Origin of the sequence: Pseudomonas kermanshahensis, assembly GCF_014269205.2 — a bacterium.
GTDB lineage: Bacteria > Pseudomonadota > Gammaproteobacteria > Pseudomonadales > Pseudomonadaceae > Aquipseudomonas > Aquipseudomonas kermanshahensis.
The window spans coordinates 4,624,049-4,642,937 of the sequence record NZ_JABWRY020000001.1 but is presented as its reverse complement, the minus strand read 5'-3'; the positions used below and the strand labels follow the sequence as shown (position 1 = coordinate 4,642,937).

General features: G+C 63.2%; 19 protein-coding genes. 8 read left to right on the top strand and 11 right to left on the bottom strand.

Features of this window, described 5'->3' with window-relative positions; all coding sequences use genetic code 11:
• Positions 1–125 precede the first annotated feature (125 nt).
• Positions 126–758, top strand: coding sequence for an efflux transport transcriptional regulator TtgR (ttgR, locus tag HU764_RS20780; protein WP_186702524.1), 633 nt, complete (start codon positions 126–128; stop codon positions 756–758).
• A gap of 168 nt (positions 759–926) precedes the next feature.
• Here ttgR and HU764_RS20775 read toward each other — a convergent pair whose 3' ends face one another.
• On the bottom strand, positions 927–2,378 hold the full coding sequence (locus HU764_RS20775) for a DHA2 family efflux MFS transporter permease subunit (protein ID WP_186702525.1): 1,452 nt from the start codon (positions 2,376–2,378) through the stop codon (positions 927–929).
• Positions 2,379–2,725: 347 nt separating this feature from the next.
• On the opposite strand from HU764_RS20775, the gene HU764_RS20770 reads away from it, so the two are divergent.
• Positions 2,726–3,595 (top strand): isocitrate lyase/PEP mutase family protein, encoded by an 870-nt coding sequence (locus HU764_RS20770; RefSeq protein WP_027594101.1) that lies wholly within the window; start codon positions 2,726–2,728, stop codon positions 3,593–3,595.
• 19 nt (positions 3,596–3,614) lie between these two features.
• On the opposite strand, the gene HU764_RS20765 is transcribed toward HU764_RS20770, so the two are convergent.
• Complete coding sequence (locus tag HU764_RS20765) at positions 3,615–3,788, bottom strand: hypothetical protein (protein WP_186702526.1); 174 nt, start codon at positions 3,786–3,788, stop codon at positions 3,615–3,617.
• A gap of 118 nt (positions 3,789–3,906) precedes the next feature.
• Positions 3,907–4,812 (bottom strand): LysR family transcriptional regulator, encoded by a 906-nt coding sequence (locus HU764_RS20760; protein WP_186702527.1) that lies wholly within the window; start codon positions 4,810–4,812, stop codon positions 3,907–3,909.
• A gap of 104 nt (positions 4,813–4,916) precedes the next feature.
• Between HU764_RS20760 and HU764_RS20755 the strand changes: the two genes are divergently transcribed.
• Positions 4,917–5,792 carry an MBL fold metallo-hydrolase gene (locus tag HU764_RS20755; RefSeq protein WP_186677636.1) on the top strand — a complete coding sequence of 292 codons (876 nt, stop codon included), beginning with the start codon at positions 4,917–4,919 and terminating at the stop codon, positions 5,790–5,792.
• A gap of 27 nt (positions 5,793–5,819) precedes the next feature.
• Positions 5,820–6,434 carry an NAD(P)-dependent oxidoreductase gene (locus HU764_RS20750; protein ID WP_027594104.1) on the top strand — a complete coding sequence of 205 codons (615 nt, stop codon included), beginning with the start codon at positions 5,820–5,822 and terminating at the stop codon, positions 6,432–6,434.
• On the opposite strand, the gene HU764_RS20745 is transcribed toward HU764_RS20750, so the two are convergent.
• Positions 6,428–7,300 carry a LysR substrate-binding domain-containing protein gene (locus HU764_RS20745; protein ID WP_099430317.1) on the bottom strand — a complete coding sequence of 291 codons (873 nt, stop codon included), beginning with the start codon at positions 7,298–7,300 and terminating at the stop codon, positions 6,428–6,430. The two genes, HU764_RS20750 and HU764_RS20745, sit on opposite strands and share 7 nt — an antisense overlap.
• Positions 7,301–7,414: 114 nt before the next feature.
• Between HU764_RS20745 and HU764_RS20740 the strand changes: the two genes are divergently transcribed.
• Positions 7,415–9,052 (top strand): 5-guanidino-2-oxopentanoate decarboxylase, encoded by a 1,638-nt coding sequence (locus tag HU764_RS20740; RefSeq protein WP_186702528.1) that lies wholly within the window; start codon positions 7,415–7,417, stop codon positions 9,050–9,052.
• Between the two features lie 19 nt (positions 9,053–9,071).
• On the opposite strand, the gene HU764_RS20735 is transcribed toward HU764_RS20740, so the two are convergent.
• A complete protein-coding gene (locus tag HU764_RS20735; protein ID WP_027594107.1) occupies positions 9,072–9,992 on the bottom strand; it encodes an AraC family transcriptional regulator in 921 nt (306 codons plus the stop codon).
• Between the two features lie 199 nt (positions 9,993–10,191).
• Between HU764_RS20735 and HU764_RS20730 the strand changes: the two genes are divergently transcribed.
• Positions 10,192–10,485: a putative quinol monooxygenase gene (locus HU764_RS20730; RefSeq protein WP_027594108.1), complete on the top strand. Its 294-nt coding sequence runs from the start codon at positions 10,192–10,194 to the stop codon at positions 10,483–10,485.
• A gap of 56 nt (positions 10,486–10,541) precedes the next feature.
• Complete coding sequence (locus HU764_RS20725) at positions 10,542–10,775, top strand: hypothetical protein (RefSeq protein WP_027594109.1); 234 nt, start codon at positions 10,542–10,544, stop codon at positions 10,773–10,775.
• On the opposite strand, the gene HU764_RS20720 is transcribed toward HU764_RS20725, so the two are convergent.
• Entirely contained in the window at positions 10,776–11,387 is a 612-nt protein-coding gene (locus HU764_RS20720) for a flavin reductase family protein (protein ID WP_186702529.1), read from the bottom strand. It lies immediately after the preceding gene.
• Positions 11,388–11,504: 117 nt separating this feature from the next.
• Entirely contained in the window at positions 11,505–11,831 is a 327-nt protein-coding gene (locus HU764_RS20715; protein WP_099455190.1) for a hypothetical protein, read from the bottom strand.
• Between the two features lie 339 nt (positions 11,832–12,170).
• Between HU764_RS20715 and HU764_RS20710 the strand changes: the two genes are divergently transcribed.
• Entirely contained in the window at positions 12,171–12,923 is a 753-nt protein-coding gene (locus HU764_RS20710; RefSeq protein WP_186702530.1) for a COG4705 family protein, read from the top strand.
• Here HU764_RS20710 and HU764_RS20705 read toward each other — a convergent pair.
• The 4 genes from HU764_RS20705 to HU764_RS20690 all read right to left on the bottom strand — a co-directional run bounded on the left by HU764_RS20705 (position 12,902) and on the right by HU764_RS20690 (position 18,830).
• Positions 12,902–14,041 carry a Fic family protein gene (locus HU764_RS20705; RefSeq protein ID WP_186702531.1) on the bottom strand — a complete coding sequence of 380 codons (1,140 nt, stop codon included), beginning with the start codon at positions 14,039–14,041 and terminating at the stop codon, positions 12,902–12,904. The two genes, HU764_RS20710 and HU764_RS20705, sit on opposite strands and share 22 nt — an antisense overlap.
• A 111-nt stretch (positions 14,042–14,152) precedes the next feature.
• A complete protein-coding gene (locus HU764_RS20700) occupies positions 14,153–15,472 on the bottom strand; it encodes an MFS transporter (protein ID WP_085273593.1) in 1,320 nt (439 codons plus the stop codon).
• Positions 15,473–15,753: 281 nt separating this feature from the next.
• On the bottom strand, positions 15,754–17,079 hold the full coding sequence (locus HU764_RS20695) for a sigma-54-dependent transcriptional regulator (RefSeq protein ID WP_186702532.1): 1,326 nt from the start codon (positions 17,077–17,079) through the stop codon (positions 15,754–15,756).
• The gene (locus HU764_RS20690; RefSeq protein ID WP_186702533.1) at positions 17,073–18,830 is read right to left on the bottom strand and encodes a sensor histidine kinase; all 1,758 of its coding nucleotides are present in this window, start codon (positions 18,828–18,830) and stop codon (positions 17,073–17,075) included. Before HU764_RS20690 ends, HU764_RS20695 begins: the two co-directional genes overlap by 7 nt.
• Between the last annotated feature and the right edge of the window lie 59 nt (positions 18,831–18,889).

The window sequence follows — 18,889 nt, the reverse complement described above, 5'->3', positions numbered from 1 at the left end:
GCTGGGTAGTACTTGGCTACTGCCGCAGCCCTTGATTAGCCCATCCGGGAGGCGCCCTGCAGAGGCGACCCCGGCGGTTTCCCCGTGTGCGCCGCGCGCTCGGGCCCAGATGAGGTTGTACTGCCATGGTCCGTAGAACCAAAGAAGAAGCCCAGGAAACCCGCGCCCAGATTATCGAGGCGGCGGAAAAGGCCTTCTACAAGCGCGGGGTTGCGCGAACCACCTTGGCTGACATCGCCGAATTGGCGGGCGTGACCCGAGGTGCGATCTACTGGCACTTCAGTAACAAAGCTGAACTGGTGCAGGCGTTGCTTGACAGCCTGCACGAAACCCATGACCACCTTGCGCGTGCGAGCGAAAGCGAGGATGAACTGGACCCGCTTGGTTGCATGCGCAAGCTGCTGTTGCAGGTGTTCAACGAGCTGGTGCTCGATGCCCGAACCCGGCGTATCAATGAGATTCTGCATCACAAGTGCGAGTTCACCGATGACATGTGTGAAATTCGCCAGCAGCGCCAGAGCACGGTGCTGGATTGCCACAAGGGCATTACCCTGGCGCTTGCCAATGCAGTGCGCCGGGGCCAGTTGCCTGCCGAGCTGGATGCCGAGCGCGCGGCGGTGGCCATGTTTGCCTATGTCGATGGCCTGATCGGGCGCTGGTTATTGCTGCCAGACAGTTTCGATCTGCTGCGTGACGTCGAAAAATGGGTCGACACTGGGCTGGATATGCTGCGCTTGAGCCCGGCTCTGCGCAAATGACTCTTTGTTAAGGATTGTGAGGGAGTGTTTCCTCATTGTATTAACGGGGGATTAAAAGCGGGGGCCGCGCTGCGGCCCATCGCAGGCAAGCCAGCTCCCACAGGCGTGGCGCTGTACTTGTAGGAGCGCCTTGTGTCGCGAAAGGGCCGCAACGCGGCCCCAGCAGGCTCAACGCCCACGCAATTGCCGGTCCGGCAACGCCAACGCCACCACCAGCCCCAGCAGGGCGATCACGCCACTGCCCATCAGCAAATGCCTGAACGTCTCCAGCAACCGCGCTTGGGTCTGCGGGTCTGCCTCGCCAGCCTTCAGGCTCCCCAGCAATGGATTGCCCAGCAACTCGAACCCACCTTGGTGCAGCAACGCCAGCAGTAGGCTGGACATGCACGCCACACCCATGGCGCCGCCGAGTGAGCGGAACAGGTTAGTGGTACTGGTAGCCACGCCGATGTCCTTGATGTCCACGGCGCTCTGCGTGCCCACCAGCGAAGTCGGAAACTGCAGCCCGCAGGCAATGCCGGTCAGCAGCATGAACACGGCACTGAGCAGGGCCGACTGCGGCGGTGTGATCGCCATGGCGAAGATGGCCACCGGCATCAACAGTGCACCGGCGAGAATTTGCGGCTTGTAGCGCCCAGTGAGGCTGGTCATGCGGCCCCCGGTAAAGGCGCCCATCGGCAGGCCCATCGCCAGTGGCAGCAGGTGCAATGCCGCGCTGTCGGCGCCTGCCCCGGTGATGCCTTGGTAGCGCAAGGGCATCAGCATGGTCAGGGAAATCGACTGGAAACTGGCGAAAAAGATCACGCCCCAGCACAGCACCGCGACGCGGTTGCCGAACAGGCCGAGGGGCAGCAGGGGCTCCTGGCAGCGCCGCTCGTGGGCAATGAACAGCATCAGGCCAAGCACCGCGCAGGCGAACAGCGTCAGCACCGGCGGCGCTGTCCAGGCGTGCCCTTGGCCAACCAGGGTAATGCCCAGCAGCAGGCTGCCCAGGCCAAGAATCAGTAGCACCGCGCCCAGGTAGTCCACCTGGGCCTCGCGCCGCTTCACCGGCATGTCGCCGAGCGCCCGGTGGATCGCCCACAATGCGACCAGCCCCAGCGGCAGGTTGATCCAGAACACCCAGCGCCACGACAGGTACTCGGTCAGCCAGCCACCGAGCACCGGCCCGGCGACGCTGGCCACGGCGTACATACTGCTGAAGTAGCCCTGGTAACGCCCGCGTTCGCGGGGCGGCACGAAGTCACCGATGATCGCCTGGCTGACCGACACCATGCCGCCCGCGCCAACCCCTTGCAGCACGCGCGCCAGCACCAGTTGCTGCATGTCCTGGGCCAGGGCGCAGGCAATCGACGCCAGGGTGAACAGCGAGATGCCGGTCAGGATCATCCGCCGCCGGCCGTACAGGTCGCCCAGCTTGCCGTAGATCGGCACCGCCACGGTCATCGCCACCATGTAGCCAGAGATCACCCAGGCAAGCAGGCCGACATCGTTGAACTGGGCCGAGATGGCCGGCAACGAGACGGCGACAATGGTTTGGTCCAGCGCACCGAGGAAGATGGCCAGCATCAGGGCGGTGAGCACGTTGCGCAGCACGGTCGGGGGCAGGGCGGCAGTCACGGGGTTACCTTGGCAATGGGCTTGAGGCCGATGAATTGTAACCTGACTTAGGTAGCTTCCTATGTACTATCTGCATCCCCTATGCAAGATCGGCATTGGCGCATTCATCCAGTGAGGCATGGCTGCGTGATATCGTGGCTAGACCGCAGGGGCTGTAATCCGTGGCCTGCACCAGCTTGGTGCAGCTATTTGCCGCAGGGTTTTCGTGCCGCTGTATCCCACACCTTTTATTCCTCTGCCTGCATGTCGAGCATGACCGCCCAGATGGCGACGGTTGGAACAGGTCAGGTAGACCCGATTCAGGGGTCGGTAGCAACCGTTCAATTTCACGTTATTGCGGAGTGATCATGCCCAGGGCTTCCCACCAAGATTTGCGTTTTGCCTTCCGCGAGCTGCTCGCTTCAGGTTCCTGCTACCACACAGCGTCGGTGTTCGACCCGATGTCGGCGCGCATTGCCGCCGACCTGGGCTTTGAAGTCGGCATTCTTGGCGGTTCGGTGGCTTCGCTGCAGGTACTGGCTGCGCCGGATTTTGCCCTGATCACCTTGAGCGAGTTCGTCGAGCAGGCCACGCGCATTGGCCGCGTGGCGCAACTGCCGGTGCTCGCCGATGCCGACCACGGCTACGGTAACGCTTTGAATGTCATGCGCACGGTCATTGAACTGGAGCGTGCCGGTGTGGCGGCGCTGACCATCGAAGATACCCTGCTGCCGGCCCAGTTCGGGCGCAAGTCCACCGACTTGATTCCGGTTGAGGAAGGCGTCGGCAAGATTCGCGCTGCGCTTGAAGCACGGGTCGATTCGTCGCTGTCTATCATCGCCCGCACCAACGCCGGTGTACTGACCACCGAAGAAATCATCGTGCGTACCCAGAGCTACCAGAAGGCTGGGGCCGACGGTATCTGCATGGTCGGGGTGAAGGATTTCGAGCAGCTCGAGCAAATCGCCGAGCACCTGACCGTGCCCTTGATGCTGGTGACCTACGCCAACCCCAACCTGCGCGATGATGAGCGCCTGGCGCGCCTGGGCGTGCGCATCGTGGTCGATGGCCACGCCGCGTACTTCGCCGCCATAAAGGCTACTTATGACTGCCTGCGCCTGCAGCGCGGCCAGCAGAACAAGTCCGAGAACCTCAGCGCCACCGAACTCTCGCACACCTACACCCAACCCGAGGATTACATTCGCTGGGCCAAGGAGTACATGAGCGTCGAGGAGTGACCGGCAGGGCGCCGTCAGCTCAGCGCACGGCGCTCAAGGTGGCGCTTTGTGGCACGCAGTGTTCGTGCTGACAATGGGCGGCCGCGCTGGGTTGGTTGCGCAGCAGCTCAACCCGCCAGCAGGCCGACCCGTACAGCCCGGCGATGGCAAACAGCGCCATGACCAGCGCGAACCTTCTTGTTTTGATGCCCATGGTGCTCACCTCCTGTTACAACGTCAGGTGATACCTCTAAGCGTAGGCCAGTAGTCGCAACCTTGCGCTGCGAAGAGGCCCATGGCGGCGCCGGCCCTTTCGCAGCACAAGGCTGCTCCTACACGTCCTGATCCCATTCCGGTTCGTCCTTGAACCGCTGCGCGAGAAAATCCAGCATGCTGCGCAAGGTCGCCGGCATGTGCTTGCGCGAGGTATAGACCGCATTCAGGTTGAGTTCGCGTGGCCGTGCTTCGGGCAGCAGGCGCACCAGTTCGCCCGTGCGCAGGGCGGCGGCAGCCTGGTAGGTCGGCAACATGGCGATGCCGGCACCGGCCAGTGCCGCCTTTTGCAGGGTCATCGCCTCATTCGCACTGATGTTGCCCTCGACCGGGACGGCAACGGCTTGGCCCTGCACCTCGAAATGCCAGAGGTGATGGCCGAAGTAGGCATGGGTCAGGCAGTTGTGCCCGCTCAATTCCTCGATCCGCTGCGGCGTGCCGTGCTCACGCAGGTAGGCCGGTGCCGCGCACACCACCGAACGGCACACGGTCAGACGCCGGGCGATCAGGTTCGGGTCCAGGTCGTTGCTGGTGCGGATGGCCAGGTCGATGCGCTCGTCCACCAGGTTGACCGTGCGATCGAGCATCTGCAGCTCGACCTTCACCCCGGGGTAGCGCCGTACATATGCGGCCACGGCATCCACCAGTTGAGCCTGCCCGAATGACGTACTGACGCTGATGCGCAGCGCGCCGCGAGGGGCGTCGTCCGGTTGGCGCACGGCCACCTGCAGGTCACCGGCGAGTTCCAGCAGTTGGCGGCAGCGTGGCAGTGTTTCCTGGCCGGCGGCGGTCAGGCTCAACTTGCGCGTGGTGCGCTGCATCAGCCGCGCACCGACCCAATCCTCCAGTTCCGCCAGGTAGCGTGAAACCACTGGCCTGGACAGTTGCAGGTGGTCCGCTGCCGCCGATTGGCTGCCCAGGTCGATGACAGTGACAAAAACGCGCATCGCGTTGAGACGGTCCATGATTTGCCCGATTTTAGAAACAAACTATGTTTTAGCATCGCATTTTTTGTCATGGATCGGGCAACTAAGCTGGTGAGCATTCTTCTTCAAGACGGACCGTTGCGATGTCGCTATTCACTCCCTTGCGTGGCCTGATGCTGGCCTGTGTTGCGCTGACCGGCCAGGCGCTGGCTGCCGAACCTTTGCAGTTGGACGTCTACAACCCTGGCCACGAGGCGATTTTCCCGGTCAGTTCGGTGATTGTCAGTGGCGAAAAGGACGCCGTGCTGGTCGATGCCCAGTTCGGCAAGGCCCAGGCCGAACAGGTGGTCGAGCGCCTGCGTGCCGGTGGCAAGCGGCTGACAACCATCTACATCAGCCATGGCGACCCGGACTACTACTTCGGCCTCGACACACTGACCCAGGCTTTCCCACAGGCCAAGGTCGTCGCCTCTGCGGCTACCGTCGCGCATATTCGCCAGACCATGGACGCGAAGCTGGCCTACTGGGGCCCGCAAATGGGCGCGGATAAACCGGCTCGCCTGGTCGTGCCTGAGGTGCTCGACGGCCATCGCCTGACCCTGGAGGGCCAGGCGCTCGACGTGGTCGGCCTGGACGGCCCGCAACCTGATCGCAGCTTTGTCTGGATTCCGTCGATCAAGGCGGTGGTCGGTGGGGTGGTGGTATCGGAACACATCCATGTGTGGATGGCCGATACCCAGTCGGCCACGTCGCATGCCGACTGGCTGGGCACGCTCAAACGGATCGAGCAGCTGGCACCGCGCACCGTGGTCCCCGGCCATTACCTTGGCCAAAGCAGCCGTTCGCTCGCGGCCGTGCGCTTCACGGCGGACTACATTCAGGCATTCGATGCCGAAACCGCCAAGGCAAAAGACGCCGCTGCGTTGGTGGCTGCGATGAAAAAACGCTACCCGGACCTGGCCGACGAGAGCTCGCTGGAGCTCGGCGCCAAGGTCGCCAAGGGCGAGATGAAGTGGTAATTCCGTTCAACTGATGGAGTGTTTCTCATGAGCAAGATCGCAATCATTGGCGCCACCGGCCGTGCCGGCAGCCAGTTGCTGGAAGAAGCCCTGCGCCGTGGCCACAGTGTGGTGGCCATTGCCCGCGACCCGTCGCAGCTGCAGGGACGTGAGGGGGTGACCGTCAAGGCACTCGATGCCAAGGACAGCGCAGCGCTGCAAGCGGCTGTCGCCGGTGTGGACGCGGTGTTGAGTGCTGCGCATTTCTCGACGATCGAAGCGCACGCCATCATCGAGCCGGTCAAGCGTGCCGGGGTCAAGCGCCTGCTGGTGGTGGGCGGGGCGGGTAGCCTGCTGTTGCCTTCGGGGCACCGGGTGATCGACAGCCCGGACTTCCCCGAGGCCTACAAGGCCGAAGCGAGCGCGGGTGTGCGTTTTCTTGAGGTACTGCGCCAAGAGCCGAACCTGGACTGGACCTTCCTGTCACCGTCGGCGGAGTTTGTCGAAGGCGAACGCAGCGGGCACTACACGCTAGGCAAGGATCATCTGCTGATCGGTGCCGATGGCAAGAGCTGGATCACCTTTGCCGACTACGCGATTGCCATGCTCGATGAGCTGGAGAAACCCGCGCATTCGCGGGCGCGGTTCACCGTCGGTTATTGAGCCACTGCCTGCAGCCAGTCCAGCAACTCGACCAGCCCGGCTGGCTGTTGCCTGGCCTGGCTGACCAGGTAATAGCCTTTTCCGGTCGTCACCTTCAGGGCAAACGGCATGCACAGCCGCTTGCTGCGCAGGTCATCGCCGATCAGCGACCAGTCGCCGATGGCCACTCCGGTGCCCTGGGATGCCATGGCCATCGCCATGTCCAGCGTTTCGAAATGCTGCTTTGGCCCCTGTACATCGAACGTGGCCCCGGCCGCCTGCAGCCATAAACGCCAGTCATGCTCGTCACGCGAGGGGTGCAGGAGCATGTGGCGCATCAAGTCGTCGATATTGGCCAACGGCAACGGGCCTTGCAGCAGGGAAGGGGCGCACACTGGCGTCAGTTGCTCGTCGAACAGCTTGCGCACCTGCAAGCCCTGGTTCGGCGCGCTGCCATACACCACCGCCGCATCAAAGCCTTCGCGGGCAAAATCCACCCCATGCTGCACCGTGGTAGTCAGCTCTACTGGCACATCCGGGCGCAGCGCCTGCCATTCCATCAGGCGCGGCAGCAGCCAGCGCATCACGCAGGTTGGCGCCTTGAGTTGCAATGTGGCGCTATGCCCGCCGACTTCCCGCACGCCTTGTTCGATCAGGGCAAACACCTGTTGCACCCTGGGCAGCCAGTCCTGGCCTTCACGGGTCAGGCTCAGGCCACGGGCCTGGCGCTGGAACAGGGCGTAACCGAGGTGCGCTTCAAGCGCGGCGATCTGCCGGCTCACGGCACCTTGGGTGATGTGCAACTGCTGCCCCGCACGGGTGAAATTGCAGTGCTGGGCAGTCACCAGGAAGGTGTGCAAGGCGGGCAGGGGAGGAAGGCGTTTCATTGCACTGAGCCATGATTTGAAGACATGGCTAGTATGTGTTTTTTTGCATTGTGGCGATAGCGCTGCCTTGGGTCCAATAAGCGCAGTTTTCAACAAGACTCAAGGTAAACACACATGGCAACCTGCGGCGAAGTACTGGTCAAACTCCTTGAAGGCTATGGTGTGGACCATGTCTTCGGCATTCCAGGCGTGCATACCGTTGAGCTCTATCGCGGCCTGGCAACGTCCTCCATTCGTCATATCACCCCGCGCCACGAGCAAGGTGCCGGCTTCATGGCCGACGGCTACGCACGCACGCGCGGCAAACCCGGTGTGTGCTTCATCATCACCGGCCCAGGGATGACCAATATCACCACCGCCATGGGCCAGGCCTATGCCGATTCGATCCCGATGCTGGTGATTTCCAGCGTGCAATCGCGCGATCAGCTGGGCGGCGGCCGCGGCAAGCTGCACGAACTGCCCAACCAATCTGCACTGGTGTCGGGTGTGGCAGCCTTCTCCCAAACCCTGATGAGCGCAGACGACCTGCCCGAGGTACTGGCCCGGGCCTTTGCCGTGTTCGACGGTGCTCGCCCGCGCCCGGTGCATATCGAGATTCCGCTGGACGTACTGGTCGAGCCGGCCGATCACCTGTTGCCGGCCCGCCCGGTCCGCAGCAGCCGGGCAGGTGCCGCGCCGCAGGCCGTGGCGCAGATGGCCGAGCGCCTAGCCCAGGCGAAGCGCCCGTTGATCCTGGCCGGCGGCGGTGCATTGAACGCTGGCGCTTCGCTGGCACGCTTGGCAGAGCAGCTTCAGGCACCGGTGGCATTGACCATCAACGCCAAGGGCTTGCTGGCTTCCAATCATCCTTTGCAAATCGGCTCGACTCAGTCGCTGCCGGCTACCCGTGCGCTGGTGGCCGAAGCGGATGTGGTGTTGGCCATCGGTACCGAGCTGGCCGAAACCGACTATGACGTGACCTTCAAGGGCGGCTTCGAGATCCCGGGCAGCTTGCTGCGGATCGACATCGACCCGGACCAGACGGTGCGCAACTATCTGCCTGAGCTGGCGCTGGTCGCTGACGCCGACCTGGCCGCCGAGGCACTGTGCGTTGCCTTGCAACAGCAGCCGCTGCCGGCGCGTGAAAATACCTGGGGGCCAGCACGCGTCACGCAGCTGCGCCAATCGCTGGCGGGCGGCTGGGACCAGCCGACCCTGAGCCAGACCCGCCTGCTGACCAGTATCCTCCAGACACTGCCCAACGCCATTCTGGTCGGGGATTCGACCCAGCCGGTGTACTCCGGCAACCTCACGCTGGACATGGATGAGCCTCGCCGCTGGTTCAATGCCTCGACCGGCTACGGCACCTTGGGCTATGCACTGCCGGCGGCGATGGGCGCTTGGCTGGGCAGCGCCGCGCAGATCGCCGAGCGCGCGCCGTCGGTTTGCCTGATTGGCGATGGTGGCATGCAGTTCACCCTGCCGGAGCTGGCCAGTGCAGTCGAGGCGCAGGTGCCGCTGATCGTGCTGCTGTGGAACAACCAGGGTTACGAAGAAATCAAGAAGTACATGGTCAACCGCGCCATCGAGCCGGTCGGGGTGGATATCCATACCCCTGACTTCATCGGCGTGGCCAGGGCGTTGGGCGCTGACGCGGAGCATGTGAGTGATGTCGCGCAGTTGCAGGCGGCACTGGGGCGTGCGGTGGAGCGCAAAGGGCCGACGTTGATTCAGGTTGATCAGAATCAGTGGCAGGCGGCCGTTGCAGGTTAACTGAAACGGCCGGTAACCCTTACCCCGCTGTGGCGCGCAACCGCGCCACATCGCGGATCGGTGGTGCGCCATACAGCCGGCTGTACTCGCGGCTGAATTGCGAAGGGCTTTCATACCCCACACGATAGCCCGCCACCGCTGCCTCAAGCCCGTCATTGAGCATCAGCCGCCGGGCCTCCTGCAGGCGCAATTGCTTCTGGTACTGCAGCGGGCTCATCGACGTCACGGCCTTGAACCGATGGTGCAAGGTCGAGGTGCTAAGGTTGACCTCACGGGCCAGGTCCTCGATGCGCAACGGCTGCTGGAAGTTCTGGTTGAGCCAGGTGATGGCCTGGCATACCCGATGGGTCTGGCTGTTGGCCAAGGCGATTTCATACAGCCGATAACCCTGCGGCCCACGCAGCAGGCGGTAAAGGATTTCGCGGCGGATCAGCGGCGCCAGCATGGCAATGTCCCGCGGCGAATCCAGCAGGCGGATCAAGCGCAGCAGCGCATCCAGCAACGCTGCATCGGTCTTCTCCACATACAAGCCACGGCCAGAAGGCAGGCTGGGCACCAACATCGGCCCGCTTTCGGCAATCAGCTGGCTGATCTCGGCCGGGTCCAGGTCCAGCCGCAGGCCCAGGCTTGGGTTTTCCGGGCTGGCATCAAGCTTCACGCCGCTCAGTGGCAAGGTCACCGACACCACCATGTAGTGCAGCGGGTCGTAGACGTACTGTTCGTCACCCAGGAACAGGCTCTTGCTGCCATGGGCAAGGACGCACAAGGCCGGCTGCGCCAAGGTGGGCACCGAGCGGACACTCTCCCGATAGCTGACCAGGTACAGGTCGTCGATGGCCGAGGCGCTGCCGGGTGGGTCGCCGGCATGCCGGCGGATCAGCTCGGCCAGCTCCTGGCGTTGCACTTCCAGGGTCGGTTCGATGGACGTGGGGGTGGTCATGGTGGCTTCCTCTACTGACTGACGCAGCATAGGTTTGGGCAATGGCGGGCGCTAGTCGAAAGCTGCACGGCGATTGCCTGATCCTGCCGCGGTGCAGGATCAGGCAATCGCCCGGCAGTAATAGCCTAACGCGTCGCGCGGGCCTGCCTCTAACCTTGGCAGCCTGGTTTTTCGTCCGCCTGCTCAAGGAGATCGTGCAATGACCCTACGACAACCGGTCACCCACTTGGCGTTCATCCGTGCCAGCAGCGGTCGTTCGGCGGAGCTAGGCGCGCGCCTGCGCGATCTGCTCGAACCCTCGTTGCGTACACCGGGGTGCCTGAGCTTCACGGTCCAGCGCTCGCAGGCCGACGCCGACCTTTGGCTGCTCAGCGGCAGTTGGCGTGATCAGCAGGCGATGAGCGGCTACTTCGCTTCGCCAACCCTGGAGGTATTCGGTGAGCTGGTGCAGGCGCAAGTGGTCAGCAGCCTGGACCTGCATACCTTCGATTGATTGCTGATGGGCACAGGTTAAAATGTCGCCCTTCGATCAACTACCCAGAGCGCAGCATGGCACGTAGAGAATTCCCGCAGTTCGAAGCCGTTTCGGCGATGGTCCCGGTGGAAGGTGGTGGCTACAACGCCGCCATCGCGGTGAAGGCGCTGGGCATGGGCGGGGCGCCGCGCTTTCACAAGGTACTGGACGGCCAGGTGTTCAAGGGCGCCATGGCGGCCGATGAGGCCGCCTGCGCCGAGCTGGAACGCCTGCAGGGCGTCACTGAAGAGGGCGAGCTGATCTGGTGATCAGTTGCCCACTTGCGGCCTGGCCATCTTGAACAGGTTGCCCAGTTCGAAATAGTCCGCCGGGCCGCCGCCACGCAGGATCGGTTCGGCGGCGGTGGTGTCGTAGATACCGTTTTTCAGCAGGTGCTCGGCAATGTGCACCGCCACCACTTCACCGAGGATCAGCCAGCTGGGCACCGACTCCTGGTCTGCCCGTTTCAGCTGGACGATCTGGCTCACCTTGCACTCGAACGCCACCGGGGTTTCGCCCACCCGTGGCACTTTGACGACGCGTGACGGCGCTGCTGTCAAACCGCTGAGTTCGAATTCATTGACGTCTGCCGCTACCGCCGCGCAGCTCTGGTTCATCGCCTCGGCCAACGGCCGGGTCGCCAGGTTCCAGACGAACTCGCCGGTCTGCTCGATGTTGTTCAGGCTGTCTTTGCGCCCGACGCTGCAGAAACCGATGATCGGTGGGATGTAGTTGAAGGCGTTGAAGAAGCTGTAGGGCGCCAGGTTCAGGCGGCCTTCGCGGTCGTGGGACGAGATCCAGCCGATTGGGCGGGGGCCGACGATGGCGTTGAAGGGGTCGTGGGGCAGGCCGTGGCCTTTGGCGGGTTCGTAGTAATACATCGGTGCTGGGCTTGCTGGCCCTACCTCTTGGGGGACGAGGCGCTAGTGTGCCAAGCCTTTGCCCGGCTGGAAATGATCAAGCCCGGCCGAAGCCGGGCTGGTTGCACGCATCAGGGGTTAGCTGATGCGGTGGGCGTTGGTGCGGTCGAAGCCGTCTTCTGCAAAACGCTGGCCGCCGGTGCGGTCGAAGCCATCTTCTGCAAAACGTTGAGCGCCAGTGCGGTCGTAGCCGTCTTCGGCGAAGCGCTGGGCGCCGGTGCGGTCGTAGCCATCTTCAGCGAAGCGTTGGCCGCCTGTGCGGTCGAAACCGTCTTCAGCGTACGCGGCGGATTGGCTCTGTACCGCTGCGAAGGTGTGGGCGCTGGTGCGGTCGAAGCCGTCTTCGGCGAAGGCGCCAGTGGCGATTACCGAGAGGGCCAGGGTGAGGATCAGTTTGTTTTTCATGGTCGTTGCTCCAGGGGTGCGAGAGGTTGTTTGTTTCTATGGGTTTAATCCTACGCCGATAAAATTGATAAAAAAGCGCAAAAAATAGCGTCTAGTTATCGATTATATCGATGTGTATGCCCGTGTCAGCGATGAGCCCTCCAGTGGGCTGAGGGGAACGTTGCAGGGTATGGGTCAGCGTTTCGCCAGCCATTGCAGGATGACGACGTCGAATTAATGCGGCGTTAAGGACGAAAATAAGCCTGCAGGCGGTAATGAACGCTTTTTTCATACGCCATAAACCGATTTTTCAGTCTTTGTTCAGCACCATCGCCGCACTTAAAACCGGAGCGGCAAGCAATGAATAAACTCCCGCAAATCACCTTGGCCTTCTGGGTCATGAAGATCTGCGCAACGACCCTGGGCGAGACGGCGGGCGATTTGCTGTCGATGACTCTGAATATCGGCTACGCGCTGAGCTCGCTGATGTTGATCAGCGTGTTTCTGCTGACCCTGCTCGGCCAGCTCTACTCACGGCGCTACCACCCGATGCTCTATTGGCTGGTGATTCTTTCCACCAGTACGGCCGGCACCACCATGTCCGACTTCATGGACCGCACGCTGGGCTTGGGCTACGCCGCAGGCTCGTCGATTCTGATCGGCATCTTGCTGCTGACCTTCCTGGTGTGGCGCCTGAGTGGTAACCCCTTGGACGTCACCGGTATCAAGAACCGCGCGGGCGAGTTGTTCTATTGGGTGGCGATTCTGTTCTCGAACACCTTGGGCACCGCCTTGGGCGATTACCTGGCGGATGATTCTGGGCTCGGCTTTGCCGGTGGTGCCTTGCTGGTGGGCAGTGCCATCGCGCTGGTGGTTGTGGCGCGTTACTGGACACGCATCCCGGGCGTGGTGCTGTTCTGGGTCGCGTTCGTCCTGACCCGCCCGTTCGGCGCCACCCTGGGCGACGTCCTGACCAAGCCACACGAGAAGGGTGGGCTGGACTTCGGCACGGTCGGCTCATCGGCAGTGCTGGCCGGTGTGCTGCTGGTACTGGTGCTGATGGCGACCTATTACCAACGGCGCGAGCCGCGTCAGGTGCTGGAGATGTCCTGAGTATTGATGCGATAACGGGTACTGCGGCCCCCGCCCGGCAGACGGGCCAGGCAAGCCTTGTCGAGCAGGTCGGTGAGGTGGCGGGTTGCAGTGGCCTTGGAGACTTTCGCAACGGCCTGGTACTGCGCGGCATTGATACCTTCTTCGAAGCCGCGTGGGCCCCCGTCGAGCAGCCGGTTGAGCACCTTGACCTGTTCGGGTAAAAGGCCATCCGCCCGATGCACATGCCAGAACCTGGCTTTGGTGAGTATCCAGTCGATGTTCAGCAACGCCTGCTCGAGGCTGCGCAGCAGGGTTTCAAGGAACCAGGTCAGCCACCGGGTAATGTCGAGGCCGTCCTTCTGGCTGCTCTCCAGTATCTGGTAGTAGCCAGCCCGGTCTTCCAGGATGCTGGCAGACAGGGCGTAGAAGCGGATTGCCTGCTGCTCGGCCTGGGCCAGCGCCAAGTCGGTGATGGCGCGGGTCAGGCGGCCATTGCCATCGTCGAACGGGTGCAAGGTGACGAACCAGAAATGGGCGACACCTGCGCGTAGAAGGGGGTCTAGGTGAGTGGCATGGCGGCTGCTGGCAAACCAATCGAGAAAAGCTGCAACCTGCTCTTCAAGGCCATCACGGGGCGGAGCCTGAAAGTGCACCGTGGGCTTGTCGAGGCGACCGGAGATCACCTGCAGGGTTGTCTCGTCACGCAGTTGGCCCACCAGAACTGCTTTGCTCAGGCCATCTTCCGCCGCTGGGAACAACCAGTGATGCCAGGTGAGCAGGCGCTGCAAGGTCAGCGGTTGGTCGTACCCGCGTGTCGCATCCAGCATCAATTCAGCCAGCCCTTCGCTCCGCGCAGTAGTCGCGCCTTGCTCATGGATGCCCAGCCGTCGAGCGAGGGACGAGCGCACCGAACCCACGTTCAGCTGTTCACCCTCGATCGCCGACGACGTGACAATGTTCTGCAGCAGTGTGTCGAGGATGTTCTCGCACTCGCTCAGCGCATCGATGGAGCCGATCTTGCCCAGCAGGCGTCCTTGCATCTCGACGCAACTGCGTAGCAATGGGGCAAGGGCGTCGCTTTGCCACTGGAAATGGGGCCAGTCGGATTGCTGCCATATCCATAGTGGGCTGTTCATGATCGCTCCAACTTATCGGTGAGCCGAATAGGGCCGTTAATCGGCTCACGCCATAAAAAAGGGGCGCCCCGTGCAACGGAGCGCCCCTTTTTCATATCTGCCGGATCAGTATCAGTCGGTGGTGATGCGCGAATGATGCTTGGTGTCTTTCATGGTCGCGTACACCAGCAGCGAGCAGGCGATGCAGCCGGTGACGTACCAGTAGAAGCCGGTTTCCATGCCATTGCTCTTGAACCACAGGGCGACGTATTCGGCGGTGCCGCCGAAGATGGACACGGTCAGGGCGTATGGCAGGCCAACGCCCAGGGCGCGGATTTCAGTCGGGAACAGTTCGGCTTTGACCACTGCGTTGATCGAGGTGTAGCCACTGACGATGATCAGCGCCGCCATGATCAGGAAGAACGCGCCCCACCAGGTTTGCACGGTGTGCAAGGTGCTCAGGATCGGCACAGTGAACAGCGTGCCGAGTACACCGAAGGCGATCAGGATCGGGCGCCGGCCGATCTTGTCGGACAGGCCGCCGATCACCGGCTGCAGGCACATGAACAGGAACAGCGTGGCGGCCGAGATGGTGGTCGAGTCGCTGATGCTCATGCCCACGGTGTTGACCAGGTACTTTTGCATGTAGGTGGTGTAGGTGTAGAAGGCCAGAGTGCCGCCCATGGTCAGGCCGACCACGGTCATCAGCTCTTTGGGATGACGCATCAGGGTGCGCATCAGGCTTTCTTTGGACTTTTCCTTCTTGGTGAAGGAGGCGGTCTCTTCCATGCCGCGACGCAGGTACAGCGCAACCACCGCGCACAGCGCGCCGATCACGAAGGGAACACGCCAGCCCCAGGCATACAGCTGCTCGGTGGTGAGCGTCTGTTGCAGGATGATCAGCACCGCCAGGGCGATGAGCTGGCCAGAAATCAGGGTCACGTACTGGAAGCTGGAGAAGAACCCACGGCGCTCCTTGCTGGCCATCTCGCTGAGGTAAGTGGCCGAGGTGCCGTATTCACCGCCCACCGACAGGCCCTGCAGCAAGCGTGCGAAGACCAGCAGGATCGGCGCGGCGACGCCGATGGTTTCATAGCCGGGGGTCAGGGCGATGAGCAGCGAGCCCCCGCACATCAGCAGGACCGAGGCCATCAGCGCGGCCTTGCGGCCTTTGCGGTCGGCATACAGGCCCATCAGCCAGCCACCGATTGGGCGCATGAGGAAGCCCACGGCGAAGATCGCGGCGGTGTTGAGCAGTTGTGCGGTGGTGTCGCCAGCGGGGAAGAAGGCTTTGGCGAAGTACAGCGAGAATGCGGCGTAGACGTACCAGTCGTACCATTCGACCATGTTGCCGATGGACCCACTGAAGATCGACTTCAAACGGCTGGCGGTGGTTTTTTCTGCGGCCGGCGCGACGGCCGCCCCGGTTGGCAGGGAGGTGGCGTTATCCATCAGGGATACCTTCTCGTTGTTTTTGTGGAGCGCGCCGGAGCGCTGCTTACCACGGTGATTGCAGAAGGTGTGCCAAATGGGTGCGAGGTGATTCATTTGAGGGCGCTGCACCCCGTTCGCAGGCAAGTCCGGCTGCACCAAGCCCACTGCGCATGCGGGCTTGGTGGGAGTGGGCTTGCCCGCGAAAGGCCGCAAGGCAGCCCCATGCAGGTAAAGCGTTGGCGTCATGGATGAGCGGATTTCCGCTCATTTAGCGCGGATGGTAAGCAGAAATTCGCCTATTACAGGAAGTCTTCGCGCACCAACCCGTGCCGCTGCATTTTCTCGTTCAGCGTACGCCGCGGCAGTTGCAAAGCCTCCATCACCCCCTTGATCTCCCCTTTGCTCTGTCGCAACGCCGCCCGCAAGCACTGCGCTTCAAACGCCTCCATCTGCTCGCCCAGCGACTGCCCGGCCGGTGCCACTTCTATGTTCGGCGAGCCCAGCCCCAGCGAATGCCGCTCTGCCGCGTTGGCCAACTCGCGCACGTTGCCCGGCCAGTCGTGGGAAAGCAGCTGTGCCAACTGGCTGCCGCTGAGCGGCGGCGCTGTTCTGCCCAGTTTTTCAGCGCCAGCACGGGCAAAGTGCTCGAACAGCAAGGGAATGTCCTCTCGTCGCTCTCGCAAGGGGGCCAAGCGCAGCTCGGCAACGTTCAAGCGATAGGCGAGGTCTTCGCGAAAGCGCCCTGCGCGGGCTTCTTCCAGCAGGTCCGGTTTGGTCGCGGCGATGATGCGCAAGTCGACGCTGATGCTCTGGTTGGCGCCCAGGCGTTCGAGCTTCTGTTCCTGGATCACCCGTAGCAGTTTTGCCTGCTGGGCCAGGGGCATGCTCTCGATCTCGTCAAGAAACACCGTGCCCCCGTTGGCATACTCAAGCTTGCCGATCCGCTTGCCCTGGGCGCCGGTGAAGGCGCCGCTCTCATGGCCAAACAGCTCGGCTTCGAACAGTGATTCAGGGATTGCCGCGCAGTTGAGGGCCACGAAGGGTTTGCCCGCACGCGGGCCGAAGTCGTGCAGGCAGCGGGCCACGCGCTCCTTGCCACTGCCGGTTTCGCCGCGGATCAGCACATTGACCGGCAGGCCGGCCAGCTCCAGCACCTGCCGGCGCAGCTGTTGCAGGCCCTGGGACATGCCCAGCAAGGTGTTTTCGAGGCGTGACTTGAGGTCGGCCTGCTCGTGCAGCCGGCGGTTTTCCAGCACCAGCTGGCGCTTTTCCAGGGCGCGACGCAGGCTGCCCAGCAGGTGCTGCGGTGTGAAGGGTTTTTCGAGGAAGTCGTAGGCCCCCTTGCGCATGGCGTCCACCGCCATCGGCACATCGCCATGGCCAGTCAGCAGGATCACCGGCAGGTCGGGGTCCTCTGCCTGCAAGCGCTCGAGCAGTTGCAGGCCATCCATGCCCGGCATGCGTACATCGCTGATGATCACGCCGGCAAAATGCTGTGGCAATTGCGCCAGGCAATCCTCGGCCCGGGCGAACAGTTGCACGCTGAAGCCGGACAGGCTCAGCCATTGCTCGACCGCCGTGCGGATACTGGCTTCATCATCGACGACGATCACTGAATTCAACATACAGGCTCCACGTCACGGGGCAGGGTAAGGCTCAGGCGGGCGCCGCCTGGCAGGTTCTCGGCCTGCAGTTGGCCGCCGGCTTCGTGGACGATGCCATAGGAAATGGCCAGGCCAAGGCCCAGCCCTTCGCCCACGGGTTTAGTGGTGAAGAAGGGGTCGAAGACCTTGGCCAGGTGTTCTTCGGCAATACCGCCTCCTGAATCGAGCACGCTCAGCCGCCATTGGTCGTGATCCAGCTCGATGCGGATCTCCAGGCGTTTGTAGCGCTTGTCGGCCATGGCGTCGAGGGCATTGCGCAGCAGGTTGATCAGCACTTGCTCCAGGCGGATGGCGTCCCCGCGCACCCAGGCTGGGCGTGCCAGGTACAGCGCGACCTCGACGCCCTCGCTGCGAATACGGGTATCCAGCAGGTGCAGGGCCTGGTCGACCACGCCGGCCAGGTCCAGGCGCTCGCGCAGCCCGACCGGGCTGTTGCGGGCAAAGGTCTTCAGGTGGCTGGTGAGCGCGGCCATGCGCGTGAGCATCTGTTCCAGGGGTTCAAGGGCCTTGCGCGCTTCGTCGTAGCGGCCATGGTCGAGCAGCAGGCGCAGGGTTTCCAACTGCATGCGCTGGGTGGTCAGCGGCTGGTTGATCTCGTGGGCCATGGCCGCCGACATCTGCCCGAGGGCGGCCAGCTTGGCTGATTGCACCAGGCCTTCTTGCGCTGTGCGCAGTTCACGGGTGCGTTCTTCGACCTGGCGCTTGAGTGCTTCGCGGCTGCGCTGGCGCAAGCGTGCCAGGCGCAGGCGCTGGCTGACGAACAGCGCCGCGAAGACCAGGCTCAGCCACACGGCCGCAGCGCCAAGGGCGGCGTTGCGGCCGTCGGCGGCGACCTGCGGTTTGCGCAACAGGTGCAAGGTCCAGTCTTCACCTTGCAGCGGCAGGCGTTCCCATAGGTACTCGGCGACGCCCTCCGGGCCTTGCACGCGGGCCAGGTGGCTATTGTCGGCAAAACGGGTCAGTACCTGATGCTGCAGGGGCACCAGCGGTTGTTTGTCGTACTGGCGGGTCTCAGCCAGTTCTGCACGGTCAGCGCCGCTCAACGGCTGCAGCTCGCGGTAGCGCCAGCCGTCCTGGTTGGCGATGAAGGTGATGCCACGCGCATCGCTGACCAGCAGGATATCGTTGCCTTGGCGCCATTCACGTTCCAGCTCGGGGAATTCGAGCTTGACCACCATGGCACCGAGGAAGCGGCCATGCTCATCATTCACCGCGCTGGCCAGGAAGTAGCCTGGCACGCCACTGGTCACACCCACCGCGTAGAAGCGGCCGCTGCCTTGGCTGCGGGTCTGTTTGAAATAGGGGCGAAAGCCGTAATTGGAGCCCACGTAGCTACTCGGCAGCCGCCAGTTACTGGCCGCGATGGCCAGCCCGGTGCGGTCGAGCAGTTCGAGGGTAGACGAGTTGGCTGCACCGTTGATGCGTTCGAGCTTGCGGTTCAGGGCGTCTTGTACCGGCTCGCTGACCGGGCCGCGCAGGGCTGAGATCAGTTCCGGGTCGAGTGCCAGCACGGCGGGCAGGGCGCGGTAGCGTTCGATCAGGGTATGCAGGGCGTTGGCGTACAGGCCCAGTTGCTGGCTGGCGCGCTGGGCGTCGTCTGCCATGGCCTGGCGCTTGGCCTGGTGCATGGCCCAGCCGGCGCTGAGCGCGGTGCCGAACAGGATGAACAGGACGATCAGCCCCAGACGCAGGGCGCGAAAGGAAAACGGCATGGGGCGGATCCGAAAGATGAGGAATTCAGTGCCGGCCCTATCGCTAGCAAGCCAGCTCC